Origin of the sequence: Streptococcus mitis (assembly GCF_019929545.1) — a bacterium.
GTDB lineage: Bacteria > Bacillota > Bacilli > Lactobacillales > Streptococcaceae > Streptococcus > Streptococcus mitis_BU.
Genome location: NZ_JAHZPT010000009.1, coordinates 1 through 21,145, shown reverse-complemented (window position 1 = coordinate 21,145; position 21,145 = coordinate 1). Strand labels below are relative to the sequence as shown.

Here is a 21,145-nt window from a genome sequence, read left to right as displayed (position 1 = left end):
TTAGTTTTCCTCCTTTTCTAACTGCGCACTGTCAGACGAAATAACTCCATCTCGAATGACAATCTGGCGTTTGGCATAAGCAGCGATTTCAGGCTCATGCGTTACCATGATAATAGTTTTTCCTTCTTTATTTAGTTCAACCAATAGTTGCATGATTTGGTTACCTGTTTTGGTATCCAAGGCTCCTGTCGGTTCGTCCGCTAGGATAATAGAAGGATTGTTTACCAAGGCACGCGCGATGGCTACACGTTGCTTTTGACCACCAGATAATTCCGAAGGCAAATGATGACTACGTTCTGTCAATTCAACCTTGTCTAAATACTCCTCAGCTAACTTGCGACGTTTTGAAGCCGAAACTCCCGCGTAAATCAAGGGCAATTCTACGTTTTGCAGAGCGTTAAGTTTAGATAGAAGAAAAAACTGCTGAAAGACAAAACCGATTTGTTGATTGCGGACCTTGGCTAGTTGTTTTTCACCAAGTCCAGCTACTTCTTGGCCTTCAAGATAATATTCTCCACTGGTTGGTGTATCCAACATACCAATCGTATTCATGAGAGTAGACTTACCCGAACCAGATGGTCCCATGATGGCAACAAATTCACCCTCATTCACTTCTAGGTTGATATTTTTGAGAACCTGCAGTTCTTGGTCACCGTTACGGTAGCTTCTGCAGATATTTTTTAGACTAATTAGTTGCTTCATCAGCCTTCACCTCTTTTCCTTCCTCTAGAGAAGACGTTGGGTTACTGATGACCTTGACTCCATTTGTCAGACCTGAAGTGATTTCTTGGTTGTCTGCATCAGCATTGCCCAAACCAACTTCCACTTTCTTGGCCTTTTTCTGCTCGTCAAGCACCCAGACATAGTTCTTATCATTTTCAGTCACAACACTTGTTAGAGGAACCAAAATGGCTTTACTCTTATTCTTAACCTCAACACTTACTGAGAATCCTTGTTTCAAATCACCGATTTCACTTGTAACATCGATGGTATATGGATATTTAGAACCAGAATTACCACCTGTTGCGGCAGTAGCTGCACTTGCTGCTTCACCACTAGTTTTAGGATAGTCAGAGATATAGCTAATCTTACCTGTCCAGCTCTTATCTTGGTAAACTTTAGAAGTAAAGGTTACTTCTTGTCCTACAGAGAGGTTGGCAAGGTTATATTCAGATAGTTCACCCTTAACTTGCAAGTTTTCATTACTTACGACATGAACGACTACTTGACTAGCTCCTGTTGGAGATTTAGAAACATTGTGGTTGACTTCAACCACAGTTCCCTCCAGGGTACTGAGAACCGTCATGGCATCCAACTGACTTTGAGCCTTACTTAATTGCGCTTCTGCATCTGCACGAGCATCACGGGCATCACCTAGTTGTGCATCAATAGATGAAACTGCATTTCCTGAGACTGGAGCTGGAGTTTGCCCTGCAGCTCCTTCGCCTCCTGCTGGTGCTGGTAACTGTGGAGCCGGAGCTGAAGCGGCTTCATTTCGTGCTTGATTGAGTTCATTGATATGACGATCTGCCTTAGCTACTGCTCGGCTAGCTGAATCATAGGCCGCCTGGGCTTCTGAACTACTGTACTTGACTAAAGCCTGTCCTTCGCTGACCTTATCACCCACAGAAACAAGGATTTCATCTAAATCTCCCTTACTAGCATCAAAATAAACATATTGTTCATTTTTTGCTGTTACTGTCCCTGACAATAAAACAGAGGACGCCACGCTTCCTTCCTTGGCAACAACAAGATGAGTAGGCTCATCTTTTACAGCGGTCTGAGATGGTTGTCTAAAGAGCAAAATCCCCCCAGCACCTAATACAACTACACTTGCAGCACCGATTGCTGCATACAATTGCCACTTTTTAGCTTTACCATTCTTCTTCATAATGAAACTCCTTTTTGATTTAAAGTCCTTAACAATATTATATAAAAATTAGCAAATATAAACAATAACCTTTCAGAACGAAATAATGACATTTCAGGATTTGATTATTGTTCGGAATTTATTTTTATTACCGTTGTACTAGTTATATAATACACTTTATTTTTCCTTTTTGCAAGCCTTTTCTTTAATTTTTTTGAACGTAGCAGATTTTTGCAATCAGATAAAAAAAAAGATAGAATATGACTATCAAAAAATGACACTCTACTATTTCAAAGAGTATAAAGGAGTTTTAAATGAGAGAATATGATATCATTGCTATCGGTGGAGGTAGTGGAGGAATTGCTACCATGAACCGTGCTGGTGAACACGGAGCCAAAGCGGCCGTTATTGAGGAAAAGAAACTAGGTGGAACCTGCGTCAACGTCGGTTGTGTTCCTAAAAAAATCATGTGGTACGGGGCACAAATTGCTGAGACTTTCCATCAATTTGGAGAAGACTACGGCTTTAAGGCTACTGATCTTAACTTTGACTTTGCAACCCTACGTCGCAATCGTGAAGCTTACATCGATCGCGCTCGTTCTTCTTATGATGGCAGTTTTAAACGCAACGGTGTAGACTTGATTGAAGGTCATGCTGAATTTGTAGATTCTCATACTGTTAGCGTAAATGGTGAACTGATTCGCGCTAAACATATCGTGATTGCTACTGGTGCCCATCCAAGTATTCCAAATATTCCTGGTGCTGAGCTAGGTGGCTCTTCTGATGATGTATTTGCTTGGGAAGAATTGCCAGAGTCAGTTGCTATTCTAGGCGCTGGTTATATTGCCGTTGAATTGGCTGGCGTACTTCACACCTTTGGTGTCAAGACAGACCTCTTTGTTCGTCGTGATCGTCCTTTACGTGGTTTTGATTCTTACATCGTTGAAGGTCTGGTCAAGGAAATGGAAAGAACAAACTTACCACTTCACACTCACAAAGTCCCTGTCAAGTTAGAAAAAACTACTGATGGCATTACCATTCATTTCGAAGATGGTACTAGTCACACAGCTAGTCAAGTTATCTGGGCTACGGGTCGCCGTCCAAACGTTAAGGGCTTGCAACTTGAAAAAGCTGGAGTAACTCTGAACGAACGTGGCTTTATCCAAGTGGATGAATACCAAAATACTGTTGTTGAGGGAATCTACGCTTTAGGTGATGTAACAGGCGAAAAAGAACTGACTCCAGTTGCTATCAAGGCTGGACGTACTTTATCTGAACGTCTCTTTAACGGCAAAACAACTGCAAAAATGGACTACACAACTATTCCAACTGTTGTCTTTTCACACCCTGCTATCGGAACGGTTGGTTTGACAGAAGAGCAAGCTATTAAAGAATACGGTCAAGACCAAATCAAGGTTTACAAATCAAGCTTTACGTCTATGTACTCTGCTTGCACTGACAACCGTCAAGAAACACGTTTCAAATTGATCACAGCAGGTTCAGAAGAAAAAGTTGTCGGACTTCATGGAATTGGCTATGGTGTTGATGAAATGATTCAAGGATTTGCTGTTGCTATCAAAATGGGAGCAACCAAGGCAGACTTTGATGCAACTGTGGCGATTCACCCAACTGCATCTGAAGAATTTGTAACTATGCGTTAATCGAAACAAAAGAAGCTGATACAAATGTGTCTGCTTCTTTTTTAATGTCTTACAAATCTACAAAAAAATTATCCAACTTAACCAATAAGCAAAATCGGCCGTTACAGTCTTTGTTACCTTGTTTTAAAAAATTGGTTGACAATAATTACTCCACGAGTATAATAGTTACTATACATCAGAAAAGAGGTTAACTATTTTGAAAAAAGCTCACGTTTATGCTATCCCTGCTATTGGGGCTGCTCTCATTGCTGTTTTGGCACAAATCAGTCTTCCAATTGGACCTGTTCCCTTCACTCTGCAAAACTTTGCAATCGGCTTGATTGCTACTGTCTTCAGACCGAGAGAGGCTGTACTTTCTGTTGGACTCTATCTTCTTCTAGGTGCTATCGGTCTTCCTGTCTTTGCAGGAGGTGGAGCTGGTTTTCAGGCTTTAGTTGGCCCTACTGCAGGCTATCTTTGGTTTTATCTTGTATACTCTGGACTTACTTCTTCCCTAACTAACAGCAAGAGTGGTGTTATCAAGATTTTTCTTGCAAACCTCTTGGGTGATGCCCTTGTCTTTATCGGAGGGATTCTTAGCTTGCATTTCCTAGCTGGAATGGCATTTGAAAAAGCTCTTGTTGTGGGGGTCATTCCCTTTATCATCCCAGATCTTGGTAAAATTATTGCTATTAGTTTTATTAGCCGTCCCTTACTTCAACGCCTTAAAAATCAGGCTTACTTTACTAACTAAAAAAGGATATCGAGTTATCATGACTCAGTATCCTTTTCTTTTATTTTGACAACTTAGTTATCTTTAAAAGCATCCACCATTGTTTGAAATTCTTCATTTGAGAGAGTAATTCCCTTGCCCATTTTAGTATGATCTGGGCTCCAAGCACGAATATCAAACTTTGCAGGAGCACCATTAAAGCTCACACGGTTGATTTCCTTAGTCCAACCTTTTTCGTTTTCAGAAAGAGTCAACAAGTGCTCTTCGATTTCAAATGTAAATTCTGCCATTTTCTTCTCCTTTTTTAGCTTTCATTTGATTATTCGTAAAATCTTGTAGATTTTAGGAAAATTTTATATAATATTGATATAAAAGAAGGGAGGTCACTATGAGACATAAATTCCAGCAAGTTCTAGATAAAATACATGACTTTTTAAATGGACATGACCAACCTGACCAGACTGAAAGCAACTCCCTTACAGCCACTATTGAAGAGGCTATCCAGAAACAAACCGCTGTTCACCTTATCTTGTCTGAGACAAGCTTTACAGGTGACATCATCAAATACGATCAGCAACGCCAGCAAATTATCGTGAAAAATTTTGCTAAAAATGTAAGTCGTATTATCCGCATAAGCGATATTCAACGCCTGCGATTTGTCCCTTCAACTGTCCAGACCGCCCAAAAAAATAGATTTAAGAAAGAGTGAGATGTTGTTGCTTCATCCCACTCTTTTTTCTTAGCGAATTTGTTCAAAATGTAAATGAACTGCGATATGATCTCCATAACCACTTCTTTCCAAGTCACGTTGTAGACGATAGGAAATGTAGTGTTCTGCAATGGTAATGTAACCTGCACCCAGTAAACGATGTTCAACCATAGACTGAATCATGCTGATGGTAGCACGTTCCACCTTGGCTTCTTCCAAATCCAAAACCACTTTCTTAGTGACTTGTGCAAGGTTTTGACGCAAATCATCTGTCAATACATAGACAGTCTGGGCTGCCTTTAAGATAGCTTGGTAAATCTTATCTGGATTAAATTCAGCAATTTCTCCATCACGTTTGATTACTTGCATAGGGTTCTCCTTTATTCTTTGTTTTCTTTGATTTCTGCCAGCATTTTTTCTTCTTCTACTGTCAGTTGATAATGTTCAAGCAAATCCGGTCTGCGCTCGTAGGTTTTCTTTAAACTCTCGTACAATCGCCACTGACGAATTTTTTCATGGTGCCCGCTCATCAGTACATCTGGCACGACCATGCCTCGATAATCATAGGGACGTGTGTATTGAGGATATTCGAGAAGGCCAGAAGAAAAACTATCATCTTGGTGGCTAGACTCCTTGCCAATCACTTCTGGAATCAGGCGTACCGTAGCATCAATCATGGTCATAGCTGCCAACTCTCCACCAGTTAAGACATAATCCCCCAAGGAGATCTCATCTGTTACCAAGGTCTTAATACGCTCATCATAACCCTCATAGTGCCCACATATAAAGATCAGTTCCTCTTCTCGAGCCAAATCTTCAGCATAAGCCTGATCAAACTGCTTTCCAGCTGGGTCTAGGAGAATGACGCGAGGATTTTTCTTTTCAATAGCATCAAAGGCATCGAAAATGGGTTGAGCTCGGAGCAACATTCCCTGTCCACCTCCATAGGGCTCATCGTCTACATGGCGGGCCTTTTCAGCATTTTCTCGAAAATTATGGTACTGGATATCCAAGAGCCCTTTTTCACGTGCCTTTCCAACGATTGAGTGTTCCAGTGGAGAAAACATCTCTGGAAAGAGGGTTAAAATATCAATCTTCATCGTCTAACCCTTCTAAGATTTCCACATCGACCCGTTTATTTGGAATATCAACATTGAGAACCACTGGTGGGATATAAGGCAATAATAAATCACGCTTGCCTTTTCGCTTGACCACCCAGACATCGTTGGCACCTGGTTGCAGGATTTCCTTGATGGTTCCAATCAAGTTATCACCCTCATAGACTTCCAAACCGATAATCTCGTGATAATAAAATTCACCATCGTCTAGGTCATTCAGATCTTCCTCAGCAACCTTGAGACTGTATCCCTTGTACTTTTCAATAGCATTGATATGGTACATGTCTTTGAATTTAATAATGTCAAAGTTCTTCTGTTTACGGTGACTAGCGATAGTCACTGTTTGAACAAACTGATCTTTTTCATCAAATAAAGCTAGCTCAGCCCCTTTTTTAAACCGTTCTTCTGCAAAATCCGTCACAGACAAGACTCGCATCTCACCCTGCAACCCCTGCGTATTGACGATTTTCCCAACATTAAAGTAGTTCATCTTGTCTCCTGTAGTCTCCTTCTTTCCATCTTATTCGGACAATTCTCGAATAATAGTCACAATTTTTTCTGATTCTGACCATTGTAAATAATGGTGATTCCCTCCTAAAATGAGTTTAGTATTGGAAGTCCAATATTCTGATTCTCTGTACTCTTTTTCTCTATAAGGCTGACAAAAAATAAATACAGGGACATGAGATTCTATCGAGACATTCTCAAAATCTTCCTCAGTAATCTCTCCAGATATCTGAAATCCTGTATATTGACTTTCCAACTCTGAACCTTTTTCTTGCATTATTTTCCAGATTTCTTTATTAGTTTCAGGGCTAAATGTCTCTTGAGTTAAGTTCTTAAAATAAAGTTCAGGACCACACTCCTCAATCAGCCTCATCTGCTTTTCCATTTCTGGATAAGGATTTTCTGAAAAATCAGCAAACATGACTTTTTTAGTTGTCGGTTCCATTGCTACTAAAGCCTGACACTTAATTGGTTTCTTGAGCAATTTACAAGCTAAAATTCCACTCAAACTATGTGCACAAAGTATGTATTCAGAAATCGCCAATTCTTCAAGTACTTTATAAACCGCATCTGCAAGATTATCTAGATTTTTTCCAGCTTGGTCATGAATCGGACTCCTACCTGTGTTCGGAAAATCAATTGTCAAATAACCAATTGTAGGAGGAAGTTTTTCAAGTATAAGTGAAAAATTTTCATAACTTGGTAGCAAACCTACGCCACTTAAACAAACTAGCATTTTCTTTTGCTTTTGATAAGTAACAGAGAGACTACCAATTTCTGTAGATACTTCAAACCTCTTCATAAAGAAATCCACTCATTCTATATAATGAATTATTAAAAATCCTTATCCTTTATTTTATCACGTTCCAAAGATTTTCTCAAGTTGGAGGAAGATACATAGAGGTATCGCTATAGTCCAAAAAGTGCTAATAGTTTCCTCTTTAATGTTAATTTATATTTGAAAGATGAGATATTCACATTCCCATTATACATATTACTATAAAATGTATACTCGCCAATTTCACCCTGACTTGTTTTCCATTTCATTCTTAAACTAGGCATATTCTCTGGTAAATTTGTATGAATCAATAAGCATGTATAATTCTTTAAATTTTTAACTGTATGCAGTTTATCATTATCAACTAAACGATTACTTTTTGAATCATAGATTAAAGAATAAAATTCTATAATTTCAATATCAACTTCCTTTGGATAAAAAATCAAATGGTTATAATGTTTATCATTTTCATCATGTTTAAACTCATATATATGATGAAATCTCGTATGTAAGGAATCAAATTCGATTGGTTTAATTACCTGAATTTCGATATTATTGATATAGGCCTTATTCTGAAAACTAATTTTTAAAATTACACCTATAAAAGTCGAAATCTGTAAAATTCGCAATAACCAATCAATGTACATTGCCCAATCTATGTTTAAAATACAATCAATGTTCATTCTTTTCCAGTCCCCCTTTAAAAAGCCTTCCAAATCACGTTCATGTTGGTACTTAATGGCTGCAATTTTACACTTCTCGCAAAAAAGCGAGACATTCGTCCCGCCCTTCTTATTTTTCGTCAATAACGATTCTTACTTTTTTGTCTTCAGTTGGGACAGAGTAGACAATCGTTCTTATCGCAGAAATAGTGCGACCCTTACGACCGATTACACGACCCACATCACTTTGATCAAGATCCAAATGATATTCCAAAAATTCTGGTGTATCTTCAATCTTGATAGTTAAGGCATCTGGTTGTGAAATCAAGGGTTTCACAATCGCAATAATGAGATTTTCAATCGTATCCATCTGTCAACCTACTTTAAACTTATTTTGAGAATTTAGAATCGTGGAATTTTTTCAATACGCCTTCTTTTGAAAGGATGTTGCGAACTGTATCTGAAGGTTGAGCTCCATCAGCCAACCATGCAAGAACGCGGTCTTCTTTCAAAGTTACTTGGTTTTCAGCAACAAGTGGGTTGTAAGTTCCAACTGTTTCAATGAAACGTCCGTCACGTGGTGAACGTGAATCTGCTACGTTGATACGGTAGAAAGGTTTTTTCTTAGAACCCATACGAGTCAAACGGATTTTAACTGCCATTTTTAAAGTCTCTTTTCTTATTTTTTATTTCGGTGAAATAGCTGAGCTATTTAGCACATGTTCTATTATAGCAGATTTCTAGCAGGTGTCAAGAAAAAAACTTGACAGACTATAAAATTTTTAAACCATTTAGAAATTTGTTATATTTTTAAAGAAAAATAAGAAAGAGAATGTCATAAATACTATTTTAGAAACATTTTATAAAGACCACCAAGTTAAGACCTTCATGACAACTTTTCAGAAGAAGAATTAGCAAGTCACTTCTCGATTAATTGACTCCAAAGGGAGAGCAGATACTGGAACAATACAAGGATATTATCGACCGTCATCCAAAGAAGAATCTTTAATCAAGCGACTTTCTGGTTGGCTTCCTCTTAAACTGTCTTGTCACTAATATTTGAAATCCCCTTCCTTTTAAGGTACAATGGTAGAAATGAATTTTTGAGAGGATCAGAATGAAAAAACTAGCAACCCTTCTTTTACTATCAACTGTAGCCCTAGCTGGATGTAGCAGCATCCAACGCAGTCTGCGTGGTAATGACTATGTTGATTCTAGCTTGGCCGCTGAGGAAAGCTCCAAAGCAGCAGCCCAATCTGCCAAGGAGTTAAACGATGCTTTAACAAACGAAAACGCCAATTTCCCACAACTATCTAAAGAAGTTGCTGAAGACGAGGCTGAAGTGATTCTACACACAAGTCAAGGAGATATCCGTATCAAACTCTTCCCTAAACTCGCTCCTCTAGCGGTTGAAAACTTCCTCACTCATGCCAAAGAAGGCTACTATAACGGCATTACCTTCCACCGTGTCATTGATGGTTTCATGGTTCAAACTGGAGATCCCAAAGGGGACGGTACAGGCGGTCAGTCCATCTGGCATGACAAGGATAAGACTAAAGACAAGGGAACTGGTTTCAAAAACGAGATTACTCCTTATCTCTATAACATCCGGGGTGCTCTTTCTATGGCTAATACTGGTCAACCAAACACCAATGGCAGCCAGTTCTTTATCAACCAAAATTCTACAGATACCTCTGCTAAACTCCCTACAAGCAAGTATCCAAAGAAAATCATCGAAGCCTATAAAGAAGGGGGAAACCCTAGTCTAGACGGCAAACACCCAGTCTTTGGTCAAGTGATTGACGGTATGGATGTTGTAGATAAGATTGCTAAAGCCGAAAAAGATGAGAAAGACAAACCAACGACTGCTATTACTATCGATAGCATCGAAGTGGTGAAAGACTACGATTTTAAATCTTAAAAACCAAAAAATACAGTATCCGCATTCGATACTGTATTTCTTTTTTCCTCATTTTTAAGTTAGCTTGTTAAAGTCCCAGATTTGGTCCATCCAACCTTCATAAAAGTCTGGTTCGTGGCAGACCATAAGGATAGATCCCTTGTATTCTTTGAGAGCACGTTTGAGTTCATCCTTGGCATCCACATCCAAATGGTTGGTCGGCTCGTCCAGCACTAAAACGTTGTTTTCACGATTCATCAAGAGACAGAAACGAACTTTGGCTTGTTCCCCACCTGACAAAACCTGAATTTGACTTTCGATATGCTTAGTTGTCAAACCACAACGGGCAAGGGCTGCACGAACTTCTGCTTGGTTGAGAGCTGGAAAGGCATTCCAAACAGCCTCTAGTGGTGTTTGGCGATTACCGCCTTCTACTTCTTGTTCAAAGTAGCCAAGTTCTAGATAATCTCCACGCTCCACTTCCCCAGCAATTGGCGGAATAATGCCCAAGAGAGACTTCAAGAGAGTTGTTTTCCCGATACCATTTGCCCCGATAATAGCAACCTTTTGATTACGTTCAAAGGTAAGATTTAAAGGCTTGGTCAGAGGACGATCATAACCAATTTGCAAATCCTTGGCTTGGAAGATAAAGCGCCCTGGCGTACGAGCTGGTTTGAAATCAAAGGATGGTTTTGGTTTCTCACTTTGCAGTTCGATAATATCCATCTTATCCAATTTCTTCTGACGGGACATGGCCATGTTTCGTGTTGCAACACGCGCTTTGTTTCGGGCAACAAAGTCCTTAAGGTCCGCAATTTCTTTTTGCTGACGTTCGTAGGCAGCCTCTAGCTGAGATTTCTTCATAGCATAGACTTCTTGGAACTGGTAGTAGTCACCAGAATAACGCGTCAGCTGTTGATTTTCCACATGGTAGACAATATTAATCACGTCGTTCAGGAATGGAATATCGTGTGAAATGAGGACAAAGGCATTCTCATAGTTTTGGAGATAGCGCTTAAGCCAGTCAATATGCTCAGCATCCAAGTAGTTGGTCGGCTCGTCCAACAGCAAGATATCAGGCTTCTCAAGGAGAAGTTTAGCCAAAAGCACCTTGGTTCTTTGCCCACCTGACAAAGAGGTTACATCCGTATCCATGCCAAAGTCCATGACACCAAGGGCACGCGCTACTTCATCAATCTTAGCATCCAAAGTATAGAAATCACGACTCTCTAAACGGTCTTGAAGTTCTCCCACTTCTTCCATGAGAGCATCAACATCCGCTCCATCTTCAGCCATTTCCATATAAAGATCATTGATACGGACTTCTGCTTTGAAAAGCTCATCAAAAGCCGTACGGAGAACATCGCGCACCGACTGCCCTTCAGCAAGGACTGAGTGCTGATCCAAGTAACCAGCAGTCACATATTTGGACCACTCAACCTTCCCTTCATCTGGCAGCATTTTACCAGTCACAATACTCATAAAGGTTGATTTTCCTTCACCATTGGCACCGACCAGGCCGATATGTTCCCCCTTTAGGAGGCGGAAGGACACATCTTCAAAAATTGCACGGTCACCAAAACCATGACTCAGATTTTTAACTTCTAAAATACTCATTTTAATTCCTTATCTTGTTTTTATGTAATTGTTTATAGAGAAGCCAAGACAGATAGCCACCCAAGGTATTGGTCCACAAATCATCAATCTCAAAGACGCGATTAAAATCAAAGAAAAAATCTAAGACTAACTGCGTACACTCAATTCCTAGGCTTATAAGAAAACTGAAAAAGATCACTTTTCTTGTCTTACGCAAGTTTGGAAGGAGATAAAGGAGTTGGAAAATCAGAGGAAAAAGTAAGAAGACATTGAGGATATTTTGTAGAAAAAGCCAACATAATTGTCCTATGTCACTCACCTCACCCAGTTTCCAGAGAGAATTGAAAGGAGTCAAAAGAAAAACCAGGCGTCCAAGATGCTGAATACCTGGAGTTTCCACCCCCACGGGAGAATGTTCTTGAGGAGTAAAGCAAAAGTAAACGATACAAATACTATAGAAAATGACTCCCCAGACCAAAATACGATTATAAGTCTTCTTCATCATTAAGGATTGACTGCTGCGACTGCTTTCTGGCGGTCACGTTTCATTGTATTAGAACGCAATTGTCCACAAGCTGCATCAATATCAGTACCATGCTCTTGACGAACAACACAGTTAACACCTTTTTTCTTAAGCGTATCATAGAAGGCCAGGACGCGCTCTTTAGGACTACGGCTATATTGGTCATGCTCACTAACTGGGTTATAAGGAATCAAGTTTACATAAGACAATTTCTTGATGTTCTTGAGCAATTCAGCCAATTCCAAGGCTTGTTCTACACCGTCATTGACTTCATTGAGCATGATGTATTCAAAGGTCACACGACGGTTGGTTGTCTCAATATAGTACTCAATAGCAGCAAAGAGTTTTTCAATCGGAAAGGCACGGTTAATCTTCATGATGCTTGAGCGCAATTCATTGTTAGGTGCGTGAAGGGAAACGGCAAGATTGACCTGAACCCCTTCATTAGCAAAGTCACGAATTTTATGGGCCAAACCTGAGGTTGAAACCGTGATGTGACGAGCACCGATGGCCATTCCTTTATCATCATTGATAGTACGAACAAAATTTAAGACATTGTTGTAGTTATCAAATGGTTCACCGATTCCCATAACAACGATATGGCTGACGCGTTCATCCTGACCACGCTCATCAAAGTATTTCTGAACCAGCATGATTTGCGCTACAATTTCACCGTTATTAAGATCACGTTGTTTCTTAATCAAACCAGAGGCACAGAAGGTACAACCGATATTACAGCCAACCTGAGTCGTCACACAGACAGATAAACCGTAGTGCTGACGCATCAGTACTGTCTCAATCAACATACCATCAGGCAACTCAAAGAGATATTTGACAGTACCATCAGCAGACTCTTGCACTATACGTTGTTTCAAGGGATTGACCACAAACTGGTCATTGAGCTTAGCAATCAAATCCTTGGAAAGGTTGGTCATCTCTTCAAATGACTGGACACGTTTACGGTAAAGCCATTCCCAAATTTGATCTGCACGGAATTTCTTCTCTCCCTGCTCCAAAACCCATTCCTGCATGGTTTGACGTGTTAAACTATAAATTGACGGTTTCATTTCTACTCCTTATTCTCTACTCACTTCTGACGAATGACAAAATGGCGTTGCCCCTTATCCTCTTTCTGAGAATTCTGGTCCTTCTGACGACGTCTATTTTTCTTATCTGCATTCGGTTTTCGTTTGGTTTGAGCCGGTTTCTTCCCTTTTTTAGAAGTCTGGTCTTCTTCCTTCTTACGCATTTTCTTGTCAAATGATGCTCGCTTAGGGGCTTCATTTTCTAAGACAAAATAGGCACAACCATAACTACAATACTCTAAAAGGTAGTCTTGTAAACGACTGATCTTTTCAAGTTTTTCTTCTGTTCGGTCATCCTTGTAAAAACCTCGTAAGCGAAGCTGTTCGTTGCTCCAATCTCCTACGATATAATCAAACTTGGTTAAGACTTCTGAAAAACGCTGATTAAAAGCCGTCACATCAAAGGCATCCTTGATGTTTTCCACCAAGGAAAAAACTATCCCTTCCGTTTCGACCTTGTCCCCGTGTAAATGGAACTCAGGACCAGGAAACTTGTTATAGTTGTATAATTCAGGTGCAATTTCTTTTCGCATAGATATCCTTTTTCCACGATTACTTAATACTTTATTCTACCATAATTTCTAGCAGTTAGCACGTTTCTCATAAAAATGAAAAAAGTCTGACGATTTTGTCAGACTCGAATCATATAACCTAAAAAAGAGAAGAACCATTCTTCCCTCCATATACCATTATTTAGCGGCTGCGTACAATTCATCTACTTTGTTCCAGTTGATTACTGAGAAGAAAGCTTTGATGTAGTCAGGACGCACGTTGCGGTATTTCACGTAGTAAGCATGTTCCCAAACGTCCAAGCCCAAGATTGGTTTTTTACCTTCTGAGATTGGTGTGTCTTGGTTTGCTGTTGAAGTCACTTCAAGTTTACCCTCTTTGTTAACAACCAACCATGCCCAGCCAGAACCGAAACGAGTTGTTGCTGCTGCAGTGAAAGCTGCTTGGAATTCTTCAAATGAACCAAATGTCGCATCGATTGCTGCTGCAAGTTCTGCTGATGGAGCTGTTTTCTCAGGAGTCATCAATTCCCAGAAAAGAGCGTGGTTCAAGTGTCCACCACCGTTGTTGATAAGTGCTTGACGGATATCAGCTGGGATAGATTCTACATCAGCAAGCAAGGCTTCAAGATCTTCACCGATTTCAGGGTGTTTTTCAAGAGCTGCATTAGCATTGTTGACATAAGTTTGATGGTGTTTGTCATGGTGCAAGTGCATTGTTTCAGCATCGATGTATGGTTCCAAAGCGTCGTATGCATATGGAAGATCTGGTAAGATAATAGCCATCTGTAATACCTCTTTTTCTTTCTATATGAAAATGATAACGCAAACATTCACTTTTTTCAAGTTTTTTGCTTATAGATGAAGAAATCACTGAAATACTTTCTAATAAAACTCTTCGAAAATCTCTTCAAACCTCGTCAACGTCGCCTTGCCGTAGGTATAGTTACTGACTTCGTCAGTTTCATCCGCAACCTCAAAAACATGTTTTGAGCTGACTTCGTCAGCCTTATTTACAACCTCAAAGCAGTGCTTTGAGCAACCTGCGGCTAGTTTCCTAGTTTGCTCTTTGATTTTCATTGAGTATAAAACAAGCAAATCAGCAAGAAACCCACGACAAGATAATCCTGACGCGGGTTGTAGTTTCAAAAAAATATCAATTTACCTGACTAGCAATCTGTAGGAGTGCCTTTTCAAAAAGGAAACTCTTTTCATAAAGACCTGTCTTAATCTGATAGTCTGTCTCAATCAAATAAGAAATAGCTTGCTTCAAAAAGCTAAAGGAAAGTCCTCGCGCATCTCTCAGCGCAAACTTGATTTGATAGGGATTAGGATTGCGTCCGAGAAAACTACCTAAACTACTTGCAATCTGCGATTCTATTTGCCCAGACTCCGCCAAAATCTTCACCTGAGTAAAAGTCCGAAATTGTCCTAGCATGACAGCTATGAGCTTAATTTCATCTTCCCCTTGCAAGGTCAAGTCTCTAACCAAATCACGCGCCTGGTCCATCTTTTTAGTCAGAATAAACTGAGTTAAATCAAAAATATTGTCCTGCAAGGTCTTGGGAATTGCGTTAACAATATCCTCTTCCTCGATAACAGAGTCTTCCTTATAGGACTGTAAAAAAAGGAGATTTTTCTGAATTTCGCTAAATTGAAAACCTGACTTGACGAGAAGATTTTCAAAAGAATGATTGGCAAACTGCAGACCTTGTTTCTGGCTCCACTTTTGGAAATACTGGCGCAATTCTTGTTCTTTGGCTTCTACTGCATCAAAAACCTTGGCATCACGCTTCAATAATTTAACCAACCGTCTTTTACTATCCAGCTTTCCTTCTGCAAAGATTAACAACTTGGTTGTTGGTGAAGGATTATCAAGGTATTCCTCAAATGACTTGAGCTCATCATCTGTTAAAAAGCGCTTTTTAGCAGTCGTGATATCGACAAAATGATCCAATATCACGATTTTCTCATCCGCAAAGAAAGGAAGGCTGACTAACTCCAGTTCCACATCCTTGTAAACTACTTCTTTCATATCAAAGTAGGAAAAGTTGAGGTCAGCAGAATCATAACCAATCTGTTTCAACACTTGACTCTTCATCACTTCAAACTGACCCTGGTCTGTCCCTGTAAAAAGGCTCAGGCTAGGTAAATTTGATAAAGTCAACTTCTGGCTTTCTTCAATAGCTAGCATCTTCTCTCCTTTCTTCTGATTTTTTAATGAATTTAATCAATATAGCGCAATTTCCCACGGAAATCTTCGAGGCTTTCGTACCCTTTTTCCGCCATGATTGCTTTTAGTTCATTGGTAATGCGGTCAAAAGCACTGACGCCTTCTTTGTGAAGTGTGGTTCCCACCTGCACCATACTCGCTCCACAGAGGATATGTTCAAAGGCATCACGACCAGTCAAAACTCCACCTGTTCCGATGATTTGGATTTGAGGATTTAAGCGTTGATAAAAGGCATGAACATTAGCTAGAGCAGTTGGTTTGATGTACTCTCCACCAATGCCACCGAAACCATTTTTAGGCCGAATAACGACAGACTCATCTTCTATATAAAGGCCGTTTCCGATAGAGTTGACGCAGTTGACAAACTTAAGAGGATACTTATTGAAAATAGCTGCCGCTTGGTCAAAGTGAACAATATCAAAATATGGTGGCAATTTAATTCCAAGAGGTTTGGTGAAGTAGGCAAATACTTCTGTCAAAATCCGGTCTGTTGTCTCAAAATCATAGGCAATCTGAGGTTTACCTGGAACATTTGGACAGGAGAGGTTTAGCTCAATCAGACCACGAAACTTACTCTCTTGTACTTTTTTCAAGATAGTATGGGTTTCCTCTGGAGACATACCGACTAGAGATAAGAAGAAAGTTCGATTTGGCTCTTTTTCCTGCAAATCCAAAAGATAGTCCAAATAATAGTCTAAACCCTTATTTGGCAAGCCCATAGAGTTGATAGATCCAAGGGGAACATCTTGGTAACGTGGCTCAGGATTTCCCTGACGAAAGTCCAAGGTCGCTGTCTTGGTCACAAAAGTTCCTGCCGCTGAGTTTTTAACCCCTTCCAGCTCCTCTATCGTCATACAATCCACACCTGCTGCATTCATCAAACAATTGTCAAACTCAAAACCAGCAATTTGTGATTTTGTTGATACCATGATTCTGATCCTCCGGATTCCTTTTATTGCTAATATTATACCATATTTTCAGATTTTCTCTTTAATAAAATCATTTATAAGAAAAACGTTCGTTTTTTATCTATTTTCAAAAAATCTCAAAAACTAAATTGAAAGAATTTTTAGAAAATTTTTGTTTTTTCTCTTTACAGTTAAAAAAAATTCTGCTATAATGACTCACATAATTAAATTAGAATTTAAGGAGAACGATATGACATCTGCTAAAGAATATATCCAAAGCGTGTTTGAAACTGTGAAAGCTCGTAACGGGCACGAGGCTGAGTTCCTCCAAGCTGTTGAAGAATTTTTCAACACTTTAGAACCTGTATTTGAAAAACACCCTGAGTATATCGAAGAAAATATCTTGGCACGTATTACTGAGCCAGAACGCGTGATTTCTTTCCGTGTTCCTTGGGTTGACCGTGATGGAAAAATTCAAGTAAACCGTGGTTACCGTGTTCAATTCAACTCAGCTGTTGGACCATACAAAGGCGGACTTCGTTTCCACCCAACTGTTAACCAAGGGATCTTGAAATTCCTCGGATTTGAACAAATCTTTAAAAACGTCTTGACTGGACTTCCTATCGGTGGAGGTAAAGGTGGATCAGACTTCGATCCTAAAGGTAAAACAGATGCTGAAGTGATGCGCTTCTGCCAAAGCTTCATGACTGAATTGCAAAAATACATCGGCCCATCACTTGACGTACCTGCTGGTGATATCGGTGTTGGTGGACGTGAGATTGGTTACCTTTATGGTCAATACAAGCGTCTTAACCAATTTGATGCTGGTGTCTTGACTGGTAAACCTCTTGGATTTGGTGGTAGCTTGATTCGTCCAGAAGCAACTGGTTACGGTTTGGTTTACTACACTGAAGAAATGCTTAAAGCTAACGGTAACAGCTTTGCTGGTAAGAAAGTGGTTATTTCAGGTTCTGGTAACGTAGCTCAATACGCTCTTCAAAAAGCGACTGAACTTGGTGCAACTGTTATCTCTGTATCTGACTCAAATGGTTATGTCATCGATGAAAATGGTATCGACTTCGATCTTTTGGTTGATGTTAAAGAAAAACGTCGCGCTCGTTTGACTGAGTATGCAGCTGAGAAAGCAAACGCTACTTATCATGAAGGTTCTGTATGGACTTACGCTGGAAACTATGACATCGCTCTTCCATGTGCGACTCAAAACGAAATCAACGGTGAAGCAGCTAAACGTTTGGTTGCTCAAGGCGTTATCTGTGTATCTGAAGGTGCCAACATGCCAAGCGACCTTGATGCCATCAAAGTTTACAAGGAAAATGGTATCTTCTACGGACCTGCCAAAGCTGCCAACGCTGGTGGTGTAGCCGTTTCAGCCCTTGAAATGAGCCAAAATAGTCTTCGCCTTTCATGGACTCGTGAAGAAGTTGATGGACGTCTCAAAGACATCATGACAAACATCTTTAACACAGCTAAAACAACTTCAGAAACATATGGTCTTGACAAAGACTACCTTGCAGGAGCAAACATTGCTGCCTTTGAAAATGTAGCAAACGCTATGATTGCACAAGGTATTGTTTAAGACTCATTTGCTTAATCCTCAATCGCTACGATTGGGGATTTTTATGTTGAATCCAAAAAAACTCACTATTAACAGTGAGTTTTAACATCAGAATTTATTTTACTTTCATTAGGGCAGATGACAAACATTCAACAATCTCATCAACTGCTTCATCTATGTTTATAGTTCCTTCATCATTCAACATCATGGGAATAAGATAAGAAAAACTCAATGCTAAAATGTATCGAACAATTCTTTCATTTGACCAATTTAGAATAAGTCCCTTTTCTTTAAATTGATTTAAAACAGGGCTAATTGGTTCTATTATAGATTGAACAATAATATTTCCTAACTGGATAGAAAGATTTTTATCAATAAAAGAACGCCCCAAGAGAATTTTAACATGCATTTGATTCTTCTGAATGAAAAAGAGCCTATCTAGAACAATACTTTTTAAAAAGAAGGGAAAAGTTTCTTGATCTACTGTGAATTTTTTTTCTGAGAAATCCGCAATCACTTCTGGAATAACCTGTTCTAGAAAAGTAGATAAAATGGCTTCTAAAATACCTTCCTTTGTTTTAAAGTAACTAAAAACAGTTCCTTCTGACACTCCAGCGCGTTCGGCAATAAGGCTGGACGTTGTATTCTCAAATCCAATTTCTGAGAATAATTTTAAGCTTGATAATAATACTCGACGTTGTTTCAAGCTCAAGTTGCTAACTTCTAACGTCTGAGCATACTTTTGTTCTAAACTTTCCATCGCTAGCACCTCTCTTCTACTCTCTTACTTTTACGACTTTTTTGCCTCGACTGTGTCCCATTTTCAGACTACGATAGGCTTCTCTAACTGACTTTAGAGAAAAGTCATACACTTGATCAATTTTCAGCTGAACCTTCCCGTCTGAGACCATTTCAGCTAAAGTGCTAAAATCATCATATGTGGAATGTCTCGGACCAGTAAACTGAGCACCTTTTATCATAACATAGGGCGAAGGTACTAATGTCCCAATAGCTGTCCCTTTCAAGCCTAAACTAAAAGCCAATCTTACATAATCAGATCCATAACAATCCAAAAATTTTGTAATAGGCGTTGGACTAGCTGATAGAAGAGCCTTCTTGATATTCTCTTCGTAACTTACTGGTATGGCACCTAAAGACTTCAGATACTCTGCATTTTTCTTACTTGCTATTCCAATCACTGTCGCCCCCTTAGCAACTGCATACTGTACTGCAATACTTCCAATACCTCCTGCTGCAGCTGAAATAACAACAGTATCTCTTGAATTTAAACCGGTTCTTCTAAAAGCCCCACCCAAAGTTAGAGCAGCTACTCCCATAGTAGCTGCGTGAGTCATGTCGATCATCTCTGGTTTCAATACAATTTCTGATTCATTGACACAAATTTCTGTTGCTAAAGCTCCCCTATTAGTTCCCAAACCAGGATCACTAATCATTGTTCCAAACACCTTATCTCCTACTGAAAACCTAGTTACTTCATTTCCAACTTCTGTAATAACTCCAGAAAAATCTCTCCCCACACCTCTTGGAAATAAAGATGATTTAGATTCGAACCAACGACTTGGTTTCCTTAATTTCGTTATAAAAGATAGAAATCGAAGGGGTTTCGCTCCCTCAAAAGTTTTATAATCAATAGGATTTAAACCAACAGCATGAACTTCTACTCTCACCTGATTTACATCCAAGGCTGTAGAGTCTATCTTCAGCAAATCCAAGACCTCTTCGTTACCGAAACGACTGTACTCTATTGCTTCAACAACCATTTTCTTTACTCCTTAATTTCACAAAAATTGAGTGAACACTCATTTTTATAAATTATACTCTTAATTTGTAAGAAAATCAATATTATCGTTTGATAACGATTTATGACATGATACAAATATCCATCATTTCGATTTACCAATATGATTCTTTCAATCTAACTCTCCTCACTTTTAAAGATTCCTTTCCCTTTTTTCCCCTTGGCACATAAAAAGAAAAACCGCTAGTCCTAAGAATAGCGGTTTAATCACGTTTTTAAGCTACTAATGTAGTCGCTCTATTATTTAAGAGTAACAATTTGCTAATCTTATTTTCTCCCAGTATTAGTGGGTTAATTCCTCCATTTTCAACTTTGGCAGGAATTTGGTAGGTAAATTGATAATCCAAGATTATCTAAACTGTCTGTAATCTCTTCTGAAATTGTTGAATCACCTGAATAATACCAGTGACTATATGTATTCAACGTGGTTGACTTATCAGCATGTCCTAATCGATATGAAACATATAAGGTATCCTTATGCAATACATTTATAAGGTAGGAAGCGTGACTATGTCTTAAACCTTTCCCCGTAATTTCTGGTACACCCGCAACTCTAGCATGCCTTTTTATTATCCTAGAAATTGTAGACTTACACAAGGGGGCACCAAAACGTGATATTACATAATCTTTATCATCATTCTTTATTTGAACTTCTCGCCATTTTTTAAGTATTGTAATCGTAAAATCATCTAAATCAATTTTACGATTCCCTGCTACTGTCTTTGTTTGTTGTTTAGCATACCATACACCGTTTTTGTCTTTCTCAATTGTCGAATGAACATGAATCCATTTACGTTCAAAATCAATATCTTCCCATTTAAGAGCAATACCCTCACTAACTCTTAAGCCAGTCATAAAATATAACCAGATTGTCATGTAATTATGGAGTCCCTCATACTCACTAGGGCACCTCTAAAAACCTATCCAATGGACACCAAAATATGAGATAATAGCCTTATCATAAGATGAGGTTATTATT

Annotated in this window: 25 protein-coding genes and 1 pseudogene; 5 read left to right on the top strand and 21 right to left on the bottom strand. The window is 39.2% G+C overall.

The window, feature by feature from the left end:
- Window positions 1-702, bottom strand: a complete 702-nt coding sequence (locus K1I71_RS04300) for an ABC transporter ATP-binding protein (protein ID WP_000811471.1) — start codon at window positions 700-702, stop codon at window positions 1-3.
- Entirely contained in the window at window positions 686-1,894 is a 1,209-nt protein-coding gene (locus K1I71_RS04295) for an efflux RND transporter periplasmic adaptor subunit (protein WP_031236889.1), read from the bottom strand. Before K1I71_RS04295 ends, K1I71_RS04300 begins: the two co-directional genes overlap by 17 nt.
- A gap of 290 nt (window positions 1,895-2,184) precedes the next feature.
- Here K1I71_RS04295 and gor point away from each other — a divergent pair, with 290 nt between their 5' ends.
- Both gor and K1I71_RS04285 read left to right on the top strand, forming a co-directional pair.
- Entirely contained in the window at window positions 2,185-3,531 is a 1,347-nt protein-coding gene (gor, locus tag K1I71_RS04290; protein WP_223330294.1) for a glutathione-disulfide reductase, read from the top strand.
- A 196-nt stretch (window positions 3,532-3,727) separates the two neighbouring features.
- The gene (locus tag K1I71_RS04285; RefSeq protein ID WP_042751006.1) at window positions 3,728-4,264 is read left to right on the top strand and encodes a biotin transporter BioY; all 537 of its coding nucleotides are present in this window, start codon (window positions 3,728-3,730) and stop codon (window positions 4,262-4,264) included.
- A 53-nt stretch (window positions 4,265-4,317) separates the two neighbouring features.
- Here K1I71_RS04285 and K1I71_RS04280 read toward each other — a convergent pair whose 3' ends face one another.
- Window positions 4,318-4,533, bottom strand: coding sequence for a YdbC family protein (locus K1I71_RS04280; RefSeq protein ID WP_049493420.1), 216 nt, complete (start codon window positions 4,531-4,533; stop codon window positions 4,318-4,320).
- Between the two features lie 98 nt (window positions 4,534-4,631).
- Between K1I71_RS04280 and K1I71_RS04275 the strand changes: the two genes are divergently transcribed.
- Window positions 4,632-4,952 carry a hypothetical protein gene (locus tag K1I71_RS04275; RefSeq protein WP_045606140.1) on the top strand — a complete coding sequence of 107 codons (321 nt, stop codon included), beginning with the start codon at window positions 4,632-4,634 and terminating at the stop codon, window positions 4,950-4,952.
- A gap of 30 nt (window positions 4,953-4,982) precedes the next feature.
- On the opposite strand, the gene K1I71_RS04270 is transcribed toward K1I71_RS04275, so the two are convergent.
- From K1I71_RS04270 to rpsP, 7 genes are all read right to left on the bottom strand, one after another.
- On the bottom strand, window positions 4,983-5,321 hold the full coding sequence (locus tag K1I71_RS04270) for an ATP cone domain-containing protein (RefSeq protein WP_001196040.1): 339 nt from the start codon (window positions 5,319-5,321) through the stop codon (window positions 4,983-4,985).
- An 11-nt stretch (window positions 5,322-5,332) separates the two neighbouring features.
- A complete protein-coding gene (trmD, locus tag K1I71_RS04265) occupies window positions 5,333-6,052 on the bottom strand; it encodes a tRNA (guanosine(37)-N1)-methyltransferase TrmD (RefSeq protein WP_045606136.1) in 720 nt (239 codons plus the stop codon).
- Entirely contained in the window at window positions 6,042-6,560 is a 519-nt protein-coding gene (gene rimM, locus K1I71_RS04260) for a ribosome maturation factor RimM (RefSeq protein WP_001105890.1), read from the bottom strand. Before rimM ends, trmD begins: the two co-directional genes overlap by 11 nt.
- 30 nt (window positions 6,561-6,590) lie before the next feature.
- Complete coding sequence (locus K1I71_RS04255) at window positions 6,591-7,379, bottom strand: alpha/beta fold hydrolase (RefSeq protein ID WP_045606134.1); 789 nt, start codon at window positions 7,377-7,379, stop codon at window positions 6,591-6,593.
- Between the two features lie 107 nt (window positions 7,380-7,486).
- Entirely contained in the window at window positions 7,487-8,038 is a 552-nt protein-coding gene (locus K1I71_RS04250) for a hypothetical protein (protein ID WP_004239319.1), read from the bottom strand.
- A gap of 109 nt (window positions 8,039-8,147) precedes the next feature.
- Window positions 8,148-8,387, bottom strand: a complete 240-nt coding sequence (gene kphA / locus K1I71_RS04245) for an RNA-binding protein KphA (RefSeq protein WP_000379617.1) — start codon at window positions 8,385-8,387, stop codon at window positions 8,148-8,150.
- A gap of 19 nt (window positions 8,388-8,406) precedes the next feature.
- Complete coding sequence (rpsP, locus tag K1I71_RS04240; RefSeq protein ID WP_000268760.1) at window positions 8,407-8,679, bottom strand: 30S ribosomal protein S16; 273 nt, start codon at window positions 8,677-8,679, stop codon at window positions 8,407-8,409.
- A 455-nt stretch (window positions 8,680-9,134) separates the two neighbouring features.
- Here rpsP and K1I71_RS04235 point away from each other — a divergent pair, with 455 nt between their 5' ends.
- Window positions 9,135-9,938, top strand: coding sequence for a peptidylprolyl isomerase (locus K1I71_RS04235; RefSeq protein WP_125447782.1), 804 nt, complete (start codon window positions 9,135-9,137; stop codon window positions 9,936-9,938).
- A gap of 54 nt (window positions 9,939-9,992) precedes the next feature.
- Here the strand turns inward: K1I71_RS04235 and K1I71_RS04230 are convergent, their stop codons facing one another.
- The 8 genes from K1I71_RS04230 to K1I71_RS04195 form a co-directional block, all read right to left on the bottom strand.
- A complete protein-coding gene (locus K1I71_RS04230; protein WP_173253317.1) occupies window positions 9,993-11,534 on the bottom strand; it encodes an ABC-F family ATP-binding cassette domain-containing protein in 1,542 nt (513 codons plus the stop codon).
- Window position 11,535: 1 nt separating this feature from the next.
- Window positions 11,536-12,018, bottom strand: a complete 483-nt coding sequence (locus K1I71_RS04225; RefSeq protein ID WP_084950376.1) for a VanZ family protein — start codon at window positions 12,016-12,018, stop codon at window positions 11,536-11,538.
- Complete coding sequence (gene rlmN, locus K1I71_RS04220; RefSeq protein ID WP_000804760.1) at window positions 12,018-13,103, bottom strand: dual-specificity RNA methyltransferase RlmN; 1,086 nt, start codon at window positions 13,101-13,103, stop codon at window positions 12,018-12,020. The genes K1I71_RS04225 and rlmN overlap by 1 nt, the downstream gene beginning before the upstream one ends.
- Before the next feature lie 20 nt (window positions 13,104-13,123).
- Entirely contained in the window at window positions 13,124-13,654 is a 531-nt protein-coding gene (locus K1I71_RS04215) for a YutD family protein (RefSeq protein ID WP_033686722.1), read from the bottom strand.
- A 156-nt stretch (window positions 13,655-13,810) separates the two neighbouring features.
- On the bottom strand, window positions 13,811-14,416 hold the full coding sequence (gene sodA / locus K1I71_RS04210) for a superoxide dismutase SodA (RefSeq protein WP_000974733.1): 606 nt from the start codon (window positions 14,414-14,416) through the stop codon (window positions 13,811-13,813).
- Between the two features lie 99 nt (window positions 14,417-14,515).
- Window positions 14,516-14,710, bottom strand: a complete 195-nt coding sequence (locus K1I71_RS04205) for a hypothetical protein (RefSeq protein ID WP_223330292.1) — start codon at window positions 14,708-14,710, stop codon at window positions 14,516-14,518.
- A gap of 76 nt (window positions 14,711-14,786) precedes the next feature.
- Window positions 14,787-15,824: a DNA polymerase III subunit delta gene (holA, locus tag K1I71_RS04200; RefSeq protein WP_223330291.1), complete on the bottom strand. Its 1,038-nt coding sequence runs from the start codon at window positions 15,822-15,824 to the stop codon at window positions 14,787-14,789.
- Between the two features lie 32 nt (window positions 15,825-15,856).
- On the bottom strand, window positions 15,857-16,792 hold the full coding sequence (locus K1I71_RS04195) for a dihydroorotate oxidase (protein ID WP_223330290.1): 936 nt from the start codon (window positions 16,790-16,792) through the stop codon (window positions 15,857-15,859).
- A gap of 229 nt (window positions 16,793-17,021) precedes the next feature.
- On the opposite strand from K1I71_RS04195, the gene gdhA reads away from it, so the two are divergent.
- Complete coding sequence (gene gdhA, locus K1I71_RS04190) at window positions 17,022-18,368, top strand: NADP-specific glutamate dehydrogenase (protein ID WP_223330289.1); 1,347 nt, start codon at window positions 17,022-17,024, stop codon at window positions 18,366-18,368.
- A 94-nt stretch (window positions 18,369-18,462) separates the two neighbouring features.
- On the opposite strand, the gene K1I71_RS04185 is transcribed toward gdhA, so the two are convergent.
- The 3 genes and pseudogenes from K1I71_RS04185 to K1I71_RS04175 all read right to left on the bottom strand — a co-directional run.
- Window positions 18,463-19,107, bottom strand: coding sequence for a TetR/AcrR family transcriptional regulator (locus K1I71_RS04185; RefSeq protein ID WP_223330288.1), 645 nt, complete (start codon window positions 19,105-19,107; stop codon window positions 18,463-18,465).
- Between the two features lie 16 nt (window positions 19,108-19,123).
- Window positions 19,124-20,128: an NADP-dependent oxidoreductase gene (locus K1I71_RS04180; protein WP_223330287.1), complete on the bottom strand. Its 1,005-nt coding sequence runs from the start codon at window positions 20,126-20,128 to the stop codon at window positions 19,124-19,126.
- Window positions 20,129-20,472: 344 nt separating this feature from the next.
- Window positions 20,473-21,066, bottom strand: a pseudogene (locus K1I71_RS04175) (site-specific integrase); the annotation flags it as partial.
- Between the last annotated feature and the right edge of the window lie 79 nt (window positions 21,067-21,145).